Annotated in this window: 10 protein-coding genes; 9 read left to right on the plus strand and 1 reads right to left on the minus strand. The window is 41.0% G+C overall.

Annotated features, from left to right (window positions below):
* The 9 genes from G7074_RS21015 (at window position 1) to G7074_RS21055 (ending at window position 10,962) form a co-directional block, all read left to right on the plus strand.
* Window positions 1–918 (plus strand): glycosyltransferase family 2 protein, encoded by a 918-nt coding sequence (locus tag G7074_RS21015; protein WP_124559201.1) that lies wholly within the window; start codon window positions 1–3, stop codon window positions 916–918.
* Window positions 919–927: 9 nt separating this feature from the next.
* Entirely contained in the window at window positions 928–2,097 is a 1,170-nt protein-coding gene (locus tag G7074_RS21020) for an AMP-binding protein (RefSeq protein ID WP_124559200.1), read from the plus strand.
* A 264-nt stretch (window positions 2,098–2,361) separates the two neighbouring features.
* Complete coding sequence (locus G7074_RS21025; RefSeq protein WP_124559199.1) at window positions 2,362–2,805, plus strand: pyridoxamine 5'-phosphate oxidase family protein; 444 nt, start codon at window positions 2,362–2,364, stop codon at window positions 2,803–2,805.
* A gap of 377 nt (window positions 2,806–3,182) precedes the next feature.
* On the plus strand, window positions 3,183–3,860 hold the full coding sequence (locus G7074_RS21030; RefSeq protein WP_166211139.1) for a TolC family protein: 678 nt from the start codon (window positions 3,183–3,185) through the stop codon (window positions 3,858–3,860).
* 6 nt (window positions 3,861–3,866) lie between these two features.
* A complete protein-coding gene (locus G7074_RS21035; RefSeq protein WP_166211142.1) occupies window positions 3,867–6,020 on the plus strand; it encodes a hypothetical protein in 2,154 nt (717 codons plus the stop codon).
* Window positions 6,021–6,029: 9 nt separating this feature from the next.
* On the plus strand, window positions 6,030–7,487 hold the full coding sequence (locus tag G7074_RS21040; RefSeq protein WP_166211145.1) for an O-antigen ligase family protein: 1,458 nt from the start codon (window positions 6,030–6,032) through the stop codon (window positions 7,485–7,487).
* Entirely contained in the window at window positions 7,471–8,691 is a 1,221-nt protein-coding gene (locus G7074_RS21045) for a glycosyltransferase family 2 protein (protein WP_166211148.1), read from the plus strand. The genes G7074_RS21040 and G7074_RS21045 overlap by 17 nt, the downstream gene beginning before the upstream one ends.
* Window positions 8,692–8,760: 69 nt before the next feature.
* Window positions 8,761–9,984: a glycosyltransferase gene (locus G7074_RS21050; protein WP_124559194.1), complete on the plus strand. Its 1,224-nt coding sequence runs from the start codon at window positions 8,761–8,763 to the stop codon at window positions 9,982–9,984.
* Window positions 9,985–10,074: 90 nt separating this feature from the next.
* Window positions 10,075–10,962: a glycosyltransferase family 2 protein gene (locus tag G7074_RS21055; protein ID WP_240916375.1), complete on the plus strand. Its 888-nt coding sequence runs from the start codon at window positions 10,075–10,077 to the stop codon at window positions 10,960–10,962.
* On the opposite strand, the gene G7074_RS21060 is transcribed toward G7074_RS21055, so the two are convergent.
* Window positions 10,954–11,703, minus strand: a complete 750-nt coding sequence (locus tag G7074_RS21060) for a glycosyltransferase family 2 protein (protein ID WP_124559192.1) — start codon at window positions 11,701–11,703, stop codon at window positions 10,954–10,956. The genes G7074_RS21055 and G7074_RS21060 overlap by 9 nt on opposite strands.
* Window positions 11,704–11,812: the final 109 nt, after the last annotated feature.

The following is an 11,812-nucleotide window of genomic DNA, read 5'->3' on the forward strand; positions in this document are numbered from 1 at the left end:
ATGACGCACGCTATTATTATCCCATTATTCAATAAGGCAGATTTTATTGCCAAAACACTTCATTCGCTCATCCGGCAAAGCAAACTGCCGGATGAGTTGATTATTGTTGATGACCTCAGTACCGATAACAGCCTGTCGGTTGTTCGCAGTTTTTTGCAGGAAAATGAAGCTGCTTTTGGTCATTGCAGCATTCAGTTAATTGAGCTAAGCGAAAACAAAGGTCCTGGAAATGCGCGTAATGTTGGCTTTGCGGCATCAAGTGCCGAGCTGATTAGTTTTCTGGATGCTGATGATGAATATCATCCGCGCCTGTTGCAGCTCGCAGCCGATGCATTTAGCAGCCATCAGCTCGATTTTATGGTGCTCAATATTGTTTTTATGCCTGGTGGTGAAATATACCCTGAATTGGAGCTATTAAAAAAATATCTCAAACCTATCGCCAGTGATCTATATCTGATTAATAACCCTTTACTTGCTGTTAGCTCACCTCATTTTATTATGGGAGTTGGCAGTAATGTAATTACTAAGAGAAAATGGATCGCCGCCTACCAATACAGTACTGAAGCGCATTTAAACGAAGGGATTGATTTTTGGTACCGGGTATTAAAAGGGATATTAAGCCATGTACCTGGTAAAATTGCTTTGCAAACAGGTGGCTACCTTTATGTTAACGAAGTGCCAGGTAGCTTATCTCGTAAAAAATATAGCCATTTTCTGCAAATTGAAGTGCCGCCGGTAATATCGCGCTATAGAAGAAGTGAAGATAAGCATGACCGGCTGTTAATGGGTATGATTGGCAGGCGCTGGTATAAACATGCCTTGCAAAATTTACCAACTCATACACAGAAAATACGTTTTGTATGGCATTACCGTAATTTTATTCCACAATACCTTAGTTATCTACTGCTCAAAAGGTAAAAAGTAAATATGATTGATACTGTTCTCAATACCTACTATCAGATTGTACGTGAGTCTGATCTTTTTAAAAACTATTATTCCCCTTATCCGGATTATATTGAAGCTCCACTGGTAGGCAAAAAAGAACTGATAGACCAGTTAAAGCATAATTTTGATTTGCATGCTCAAAAGGAAGGAGTTTATCTGGTGCGCTCAGGTGGCTCTACCCAAAAACCATTGGTATTTCCGGTTGATATTGCAGAAAACCTGGAACAGCGTGCAGTGCTGGCTACTGCCTTAAAGCAGGCAGGTATATTTGTGCCCAAAACAATTGCACTCAATATGTTCGGCTATATGGATATGTATCGTACAGCCGCCATTATGGACGATCTGCTTGAGCGATGCCAAGCCACTACACTGGTGGCGGGCGCAAGTTTGCCTTACCAGGATGCTTACCATATGGCGCAGAATTTTAGCCCTGATTTGTTGTTGGGTACACCATCCAAGTTGTTTCTTTTTGCCCAGTACCTTAAAAAGCACCAGCTCCGTTTATCGATAAATAACCTTTTGTTTGGAGGAGAATTTTTGCCGCCATCACACCTGCAGATTTTTAAAGAAATATTTGGAACCAGGCAGTTGTACTCATTATATGGGGCAGCAGAAACAGGAATATGGGCCTGGTGCGATTATAATCAATCGATACCATTATTTAGGGTAATTGAAGGTTTAATAATAGAAGTAAACCAGCCCGATGCACAAGGATACGGGATTTTGCTTGTGAGCAACCTGTTTCGTAAGCGGTTTCCGATTTTTAGATATAATACTGGCGATATAGGGCGATGGGTTGAAATTGAGGGCCAATCTTATTTGGAGCTTAAGGGGAGAGCGGCTAAATCTTTTATGTTTAACGAGTGTAATTATGAACTCGACGATTTCGCTGTGGTTTTGGCCGGTTTAGAGCGGTATCAGATACAGATTATCCCGGAGGAAGGGCATACCACGATCAAGTTTCTGCTTGTAATAGCGCTAAGCAAGGCGGAAGAAGAAAATTTCATTGATCAGAAAAAACGACAACTTTACGCGGTATTTGGTTATCAGGTAAAAGGCCTGGTCGTTTTAGTAGGTGCAGATCTTCAGCTTTACACCGATGAAACAACAGGTAAAACACCTTTAATTATCGACTATAGAAATCATAGCTAAAAATCGCTAACTTAAATTTGCGAAAATTTACACTTTTAAAGTAAGCGACCTGGAATCGATTTACTGGTGGTTATGAGTTATAATACTAAAATTAGTTTCTGCTAAGCGGATAACACAATAAAAATGACTTCGGTCATTTTATTTCTCAGCTGTTAATATGAAATTTGTTTACAGGCACTCAAGCTAGTTTGCATGTGAATGAGGGGCTGAAGCAAAGCAGTTATTTGTTTCAGGATAAAATGATATCAATTAAAAAGCAATATTATGTTAGGAGATTTAAATAAGGGGGAAATGATTTCTCTGCTCGAAAGCCAGGTAACAGGCAGGTTAGGCTGTCATAGCGACGGGGAAACTTATGTTGTGCCTATCAACTACGTTTACCGCAACAATGCCATTTATGCCCATTCGGGGCCAGGAAAAAAGATAGATATGTTGCGTCGTAATCCACAGGTGTGTTTTCAGGTTGATCAGATCAAAGATATTTTTAGCTGGAAGAGTGTGGTGTTATGGGGGACTTTTGAAGAGCTGAACGGAGAGGAGAGACAACAGGCTATGCAGGGGATTATACACCGCATTATGCCGCTAACTTACCGCCCCTCGCAGGAATCTTCACATGGAATTAGTAGTGACGTGCATCAGGAGATCATTGTATATAAGATCAGTATTAAAGAAGGCACAGGTAGGTTTGAAGAACACGACGAACTGTAGTGAATATTCTTTTCGGTCGGTCATATACTTTTGGTGAAATTACAAGAGATTTCCAAAAGTATAACTACATCTGATTAATAGACCTGTCTTTCGGGTGCTTGTAGGATAGGTATTCGGGCTATTATATTAAACCTTATTTTAAGAATTGATTCGGTAAAACTCCCAAACCAGATTTTGAATTTCAAAACAATGTGTTGAATGCAAATGCATTAACTAACCTGGGGCCTTTTGTAGTGGGATATCCCGGGTTTAATACGATGATAATCGGTAAAAAAAAATGACGGTTTTTAGGAAAACAACATTCTATTTAATTAGATTTGAAATGTATCCTAAAAAATACTACCCTTTTAATAGGGGAATGTTAAATCCCACAATCAATGACCCGGTTTGTCCTATTCTTTGTTATTATTCTTTTTTCTATTAATGTTGCTAAAGCCCAGGAGAGCTTTATTGGCGATATCAACTACCAGTTATTGGAAAAATATGTTGATCTGGCCCTGAAGAATTATCCGAAGCGAAAAATGTATAAAGCCAGCGAACTCAGCGCAAAGGCAAAAATAGGTGTTGCCAAAGCAACCTATCTCGATGCATTTACAGCATCCTATAACTACAGTCCCAATAATGCGGCCAGATACAATACCACTAATCCTTATACCCTAAACGGGATACAGTTCGGGATCTATTTTAATATTGGTATTTTATTCAGAACACCAGCGCTGGTCCGGCAGGCTAAAGAGGAGCACAACGAGAAATTTTATCAGGCTCAGGAATACGATATCCTGCTAAAGTCTGAAGTTAAAAAAACGTATTTTGAATACCTTCGGGAAGGTGCAGATCTGCGGGTTAAAGCACAAACCTATATCGACAACAAAGCGGCTAGCGACGGCCTTCGGTATAAATTCGAAAAGGGAGAGGCGAGTTTAGACGATTATACCAAAGCCAAAACCTTAACCTCCTATGCTAACTCTGAAAGACTACTTGCAGAGCTTAATCTTTTAAAAGCAAAAGAAGAGCTGGAAGCTCTGATTGGCGAAGAATTGAAAAACGTGAAATAAGACAAAATGAATATACAGAAATCCTTAGATACAGTAAACAGATATAGGTGGATTATCATCACTATATTCATTTTGACAATCATTGCAGGTTTTTTCGTGCTAAGAAACCTTCCAAAAGATTATAAATCGGAAGCAAAACTTTCAACCGGTTTGCTTGATCCATCAAGGCAGTTAGCGCCCGACCGCGCCAGTTATACAGGACCTGATATTATAATCAAGCTTAATCAGCAGTTTTCTACCATCATGGACATCATGAGGATGCCCAAAAATATCAGCCTGCTTTCTTACCGGTTGATTTTGCATGATCTTAAAGATCAAAAAGGTACGTTCAAGCCATGGAGTGCTGAGGTGAAGGTTTTAACTGATGCACAAAGGCAGGAAGCTATTGGCCTTTTTGAAGAACGATTAGGCAAAAAACAAGTACTCACTCCGCTGGATAACGGTAAGATTAAACTCTATCAGATCGTTACTTCAATGGGCTATGATGAGAAGAGCCTCAACAAAAAACTGGATATTAACCACGAACAGAACAGCGATTTTATTTCGGTGGCTTTTACTTCCAACAATACCCTGCTTTCGGTTTTTGTTGTAAATACCCTCTCAAACGATTTTATTAATAATTACAGTTTGGAGCAGATCTTGAATAAGAACACAGCTATTGTGGTTTTGGATTCGCTGTTGAAAAAGAAAGAGGCTGTAATGAATAACAGGATAAAGCAGGTTAAGGACTATAAGATCCGCAACGGCGTGCTCAACCTGGATAAACAGTCGCAGATTGTTTATCAGCAGATTACCGATAATGAGAACAAGAGAAACCAGGCCCTGATCGATAAACAGGCTGCGCAGGCTGCATTAAAAAGTGTTAATGAAAAATTGGCAAGCAGAACTAGCGATAAGTACCTTGGAGCCGAAGTGATTGAGGATAACAGGGCCATTATCAGCATAAAAAATAAAATTCTGGCAGCAGAAGATAACTATTTGCGCAATGGGTATAAACCGGCTGATAAAAAAATAGTAGATTCATTACAACTCTTGTTGAGTGCCAGACTGATCCGATCAAACGACCAATACGTAAGCGATCCGCTTATTGCTAAACAAAGTCTGGTTCAGCGTCGTATTTCGCTGGGGGTAGAGATTGAAAAAGCGACAGCGGGGATAGGTGACATTGATAGGGAACTGGCCAAACTGAATGCAAAATTTACCGGAATGGTTCCTTTTGATGCGGGGGTTCAAAATTATGAACAAAAAGCCGATGTAGCGACGAGGGAATACCTGGAAATACTGGCGCGGTATAACCAAACGAGCCTGGATAAGAATATTGGGTTGCGCCTGCAATTGGTACAAGAAGGGATCCCAACACTTCCCGAATCATCAAAAAAACTGATATATATGGCCATGAGCGCTATTGCCAGTTTAGCAATCTGTTTTTGTACGCTGTTTTTGATATCTGTTTTAGATCGTTCGGTTAATAATGGAGCAGAACTAAAATCGGCCTTAATTGCAAAGGTTATCAGTGAGTTGGATTACATCAGACCTGATAACGATAATATAGCTAAAATATGGGGAACTCCGCATGCAGAAAGCGAGTACACGGTATTTAAGAACCAGCTGAGGACGCTACGTTTTGAGCTCGATAATATGCTTTTTAGTAACAGTCAAAAAGTACTGGGGATAACAGGTGTCGGTTCGGCGTCTGCCCAGGCATTTACAGTATTAAATTTAGCATACGCATTTGCGCAGATGAATAAAAAAGTTTTATTGATTGGAAATCAGGAATTTATTCCGGCGCTGCAAAAGCTGAAAATACCTGCAGATCAGCCAATAAGAGCAGTACTGCAGGGAGCTGATATTAATGAAAACAAGCCTTTTGCTTTCATCAATAATGACCTGGATGGACAGTCGCTACTCGAAATAAGAGACAGGGAAGCTCTTTCTGGAATTTTTGGTTCGATCAGCAGTCGTTTCGATTTAACCATTGTTGCACTTGATCCTCTGACCGATGGTGCTGAGAACCGGGAATGGATCTCTTTTATAACACTATACACCGCAATATTTGTAGCCGGATCAGCATTACATGATAAACAGAAAGCGGCACTTGCCCCGTTAAATGCTGATGAAAAGTTTGCTGGCTGGATTGTTAGCGGGGTAAAACAAAAATAAGCAGCTACTATGCTTAAAAAGTTAAATGAGTACATTTTTGACCATAAAAAAAAGATTATATTTTTTATCGTCTCCCTGTGCCTTTCAGTTCTGGTGGCAGCTTCTACCTATTCATTTGGGATTTTGGGACCATTGCTGGTATTGGCTATCGCCGCATTAGGCACTTTCATAGTTGCCCTATTTCGCAATCCCCGCACAGGATTTTGGGTATATTTAACCTATTGCTTTATCCTGGGTTTTTTGGTAAAGTCGTTTTTAAATATTCCGGTTGGTCTTGCCCTCGACGGGATATTGGTACTTACCTGGGCCAGCATGCTGGTTAATATGAAGAAATTCAATTGGGATAAACTGAAAAATGAGCATGTTGTAATTGCGCTTATTTGGTTTGTTATTAGCTTTTTACAGGTCTTAAATCCGAATGGTGGCAGCCTCGCAGCCTGGTTTAACGAATTGAGGTTTGCAGCGTTGAGCTGGCTGCTAATAGCACCCTTTGTATTTTTGTTATTTAACAGAATGGTTGATCTGAACAGGTTTATCATCTCAGTCTTAGGGCTTTCGCTTGTTGCTACGCTATATGGAATGAAACAGCTTTATCTGGGTGTTTCCCCGGGCGAACAGACCTGGTTAAACGCTGGTAATTCAGGTACACATATTATCAACGGCAAACTCCGCGTATTTTCCATGTATTCGGATGCGGGACAGTTTGGTGCCTCTCAGGCAATTATGGCCGTAGTTGCATTAACGTTGGCCGCCGGACCTTTCAGTTTTACAAAAAAAGTAATTTTTGCCCTCTTTGGGGTTGCTTTTCTTTATGGCATGGCTATATCGGGTACCAGAGGTGCTTTATTTGCACTTGCTGCCGGGCTTTTTTCAGCCCTTTTTTTAAGCAGGAGTTTTAAGGTGTTAATTGTTGGGGTAGTTTGTTGTGCTGCGGGTTTTGGCGTGTTAAAGTATACCACTATTGGCGATCATATTTTTCAGGTTAACCGCTTAAGGAGTGCATTGAACCCGAAGGATGCTTCATTGGCCGTTAGGCTGGATAATCAACATAAACTAAAGAGCCTGCTCGAAGATTTGCCCTTTGGCGCAGGTCTTGGTATGAGCGGTATGAACGGAACGACCTACAATGCCGATAAGCCCATAGCCAATATACCACCCGATAGTTATTGGGTAAAAGTGTGGGTAATGTACGGTGTAGTAGGATTGCTTATCTGGTTTGCCCTTACCAGTTATATTATTGGCAAGTGTGGTGGGATTGCCTGGAAAATCCGCGATCCAAAGTTAAGAGTGAAAATGATTGCCCTTACCGCAGGTACTGTGGCCTGTTTTATCTGCAGTTATGGCAATGAGGTAATGAACGGAATGCCCTCATCAGTAATTTTGTTTATGTCGTGGTCATTTATCTTTATAGCGCCAGGGCTTGATGAACAGCAAATGCAACTAAAATCGGATGGAACTGATATATAAAACTATACACCTGCTGTTGTGGATTCTGGCTGCTTATCTGTCATTTAATTGCCTCTACCTGGCATTTTTTGCATTCGCAGGGCTTTTTCCTTTGCCGGGCACACAAAAACATGCTACTGACTATAAAAAAATAGCAGTGCTGTTTCCAACCTATCATGCCGATGAGGTAATAATAGAAAGCGCCAGGGCAGCACTTGCACATGATTATGAAGGGGAATTTGAAATTGTAGCGATAGCCGACGGATTAATGCCCGAAACGATTGAGCAGCTCAAAGCAATGGGAGTTGAGGTAATTGAGGTGTTTTTTGAGAAAAGCACCAAAGGTAAAGCCCTGCTGTATGCCATTGAAAAGCTTAAAAACCGCGGATTTGATATCGCTGTAGTGCTTGATGTTGATAATTTAATGGGGCCAGCATGCTTGCAGGCTATAAATAGTTCGTTTCATCAAGGGGCTAAAGTTGTTCAGTTGCACCGTACAGCGAAAAACCTAAATACCAGTTTTGCTTTTCTGGATGCCTGCAACGAAGAGGTGAATAATCACATATATCGAAAGGGCCAAGCAGTGCTGGGACTTTCACCTGCGCTTATCGGATCGGGAATGGCCTTTGATTACAGCTATTTTTATACGCTTTTAAAAAATGTAGGTGATACCGTTGGTGAAGATAAAAAAATGGACTTCCTTATTGCCAGCGACAAGGTAAAAGTTAGCTATTTGAATGATATTTTTGTTTACGACGAAAAAGTGAGCAGTGCCAGTGTATTTACCACCCAAAGAACCAGGTGGATTGCTTCGCAGATTGAGTTTTTGCGAACATATACCATGGTAGGTATTAGGGAGCTGTTTAAAGGCAATGTAGAATTCTTTAATAAAACGGTACAAACTATGTTAATGCCACGCATATTATTGCTGGGATTATTGTTTATCATGGCGTTTCAATCTTTTTTTAACCCTTTGGGGCCGGGAAAAGGATTATGGCTAACTTTATTCATGAGTATATGCTTAACCCTGCTGATTTCAGTCCCGGGACGTTTTTACAGGGATAAGAGGCTTTATCTTGCCATCTGGCAGATACCAAGGGCAATGATTGGAATGGTTATCGCGCTGATTAGCATCGGTAAGGTTAAAAAATCAAATTTAGCTACGCCTCATCAAAATACAGGTACAGGGGAAATAAAACTTAAGCTATGCCGATATTATTACTGATTATTACCGGTGCAATTGCTGGCATTTTCGGATTTATTAAAGGAATAAAAACACCAAAACCATAATTCAATGGCTATTTTAAATAACAGGGACATTATCATTGTGGGGCAACAACCCTGGGATATTCCCATTGGTAGCAATTGTAAGGATTTGGCGCTCGAGTTTAGTAAAAACAACCGCGTATTATATGTTAATGCACCATTAGATCGAAAAACGAGCTTGTTGCAGCGCAATACAGAAGGCGTAAAAAAAAGACTACGTGTTATTGCCGGCAGGGAAGAAGCTTTAACTGAAGTATCAGCCAATCTGTGGATTTATAATCCCCAGGTTATCATAGAATCAGTAAACTGGATCAGGTTCAAAGGCCTGTTCAGATGGTTAAATAAAATCAACAATGCCCGGTTTGCCAAATCAATCCGCGATGCTGCTGAACACTTGGGCCTTAAAAATTTCGTCCTGTTTAACGATAACGATATTTTTCGAAGCTTTCATTTAAAAGAGCTTTTGAAGCCTGCTGTAAGCGTTTATTATTCAAGAGATAATGTTGTAGCCACACCGTACTGGATGCGGCATGGTACTTACATGGAACCCGAATTGATTGCAAAAAGTGACCTTTGCGTAGCCAATTCGGTTTATCTGGCAAGCTATTGCAGAAAATATAATCCGAATTCTTTTTACGTTGGGCAGGGTTGCGATTTGGCGCTTTTCAGTAATGGCGAGGCACTCGAGATACCCTCAGATCTTTCTGCTATCAAAAAGCCGGTTTTAGGCTATGTTGGGGCATTGTTATCGATAAGGCTAGATGAAAAGATACTACTGCATTTGGCAAAAGAAAGGCCTGACTGGAATATGGTATTGGTAGGGCCACAGGATGAAGATTTTAGTAGGAGCGAGCTCCATAAGCTAAGCAATGTGTTTTTTCTGGGACCTAAAAAGCCCGAAACGCTGGCTGCATATATCAAGGGCTTCGATGTTTGCCTCAACCCTCAGGTAATCAATCCGCTTACCATCGGTAATTACCCACGTAAAATTGATGAGTATCTGGCCATGGGTAAACCTACATTGGCTACCAGAACTGAAGCGATGGATATCTTTGCTGATCATGTTTACCTGGCATCGACGAAGGATGAATACCTGCAGCTAGCCGAAAAAGCGTTAGCGGAGGATAGTCCGGCACTGGAGCGCGAGCGGATTAACTTTGCCGGCACGCATACCTGGGAGGCCAATGCCAGGGATATCTATAAGGCCATAAATGCTGTTGAAGGTGGTTTGCTGAAATCCAGAGATGCATAATATTGAATCTGCTCACATTGTTCATTAAAATTTTAAATATTTACGTCAGATATGCCATTGACCTCAATTATCACCGTTAATTTCCATCAAATGGCAGTAACTATTGCTTTACTGCAGTCTATCAGCAGGTCATACCATGCAGCAAATGTTGAAGTTATACTGGTGGATAATGGTGCAGATCAAGATCAGTCGGATATATTTACACCCTATTTTAAAAATATCCAATACATCCGTTCGGTAGAAAACCTCGGTTTCGCAGGCGGAAATAACCTGGGGATCAGGCAAGCCAAGGGTGATTATATCCTGCTGTTGAACAATGATACCGAAATACCGGCAGGTTGTCTGGAAACGATGCAAACCGAACTGGAGGCCAATGAGAAAATAGGACTGCTATCGCCCTTATTGCTTTATTTCGATCAGCAGGATTTGGTTCAGTACGCTGGTTTTACGCCCTTAAATTATGTCACAGGAAGAAATGCCTATATTGGCCAGTTTGAACGTAACCATGGGCAGTTCGGTCAAAGCTATAGCACGGCGTTTTGCCATGGGGCAGCTGTGATGTGCCGCAGAGAAGATCTGTTGAATGCCGGGTTAATGGATGAAAATTATTTTCTCTATTATGAAGAACTCGACTGGTGCGAGAAATTCAAACGGATAGACAAAGAGATCTGGTTTACCGGAAAAACCCATGTTTACCATAAGGAATCTGTTAGTGTGGGAAAGGAAAGCCCACTTAAGGTATATTTTATGACCAGGAACAGGATGCTGTTTATCAGAAAAAATACGGGCTGGATTACTACTTTGCTGTTCTCAATGTATTTTTGTCTTATCGCCTGTCCAAAAGCAGTGTTGGCTTATCTTGCCAGGGGGAGGTGGGATTTAGCGAAACAGGTGCTCAGTGGGCTTTGGTGGAATTTTACACATAAAAAGCATAGCAAAAACCTGGGACTGGCATTACCCGGTAAAAGCTCATCTTAATCTTTTCAGGCTGGCAGAAACAGCATATCTCCCAAGTAGGATTGCCGATCTGAGAAAACCTATGCCTTCGCTTTCCCTGAATATTTTCCAGGTATAACCAATTGCTTTGAGTTTGTTCGATGAAACCGAATTTTGTCTTACCCGGTAATAGGCGAGAGGTTGGTTAATGCCATAGCCCTGACCACACTGTTTTAGCAGTTTGAGTAAAAAGATCCAGTCTTCGTGGCCTGCCCGGCTAAACTTTAAGTCGCCAATAGCACTTTTTAACATCATAGAAGTCGAAAATATAACCACATTGTGCGCGAGCAACGCGTTATAATCTACCGTATGGGGAACCGGAACCTGACCTGAAATTACTTTACCCTGTTCGTTAATGCGCTTGTAGGCACAGAATGTAAGGGGCAGGAGTTCCTTTTCCATGTAGCTTACCTGACGACTAAGTTTATCTTTAAGCCAGATATCATCACTATCCAAAAACGTAATGTATTTGCCTTTCGCTTCTGCCATACCTATATTTCGTGCATTCGAAACTCCTCCGTTCTCTTTTAGGGCTATCAGCCGGATACCATTGTGCCTGTTGGCAAACGCTTCAACGATCTGGCAGGTATCATCACTTGAGCGGTCATCTACAACAATTAATTCCCAGTTAGTATAGCTCTGCGAAATTACTGCATCGAGTGTTTCCGTTATAAAGGCAGCTGAATTATAGCAGGGGGTAACAATTGATACAAGTGGCTCCAATCTCTTTAGGTTATGTCTTTTCGTTTGACAAAATAGCTAAAATTTTGTGATAATGCGTTTGGGCACCGATGATATTCAAATAAAACCATTACTTTAGGGCTGCTATTGA

It is taken from the genome of Pedobacter sp. HDW13 (assembly GCF_011303555.1).
Taxonomy (GTDB): Bacteria; Bacteroidota; Bacteroidia; order Sphingobacteriales; family Sphingobacteriaceae; genus Pedobacter.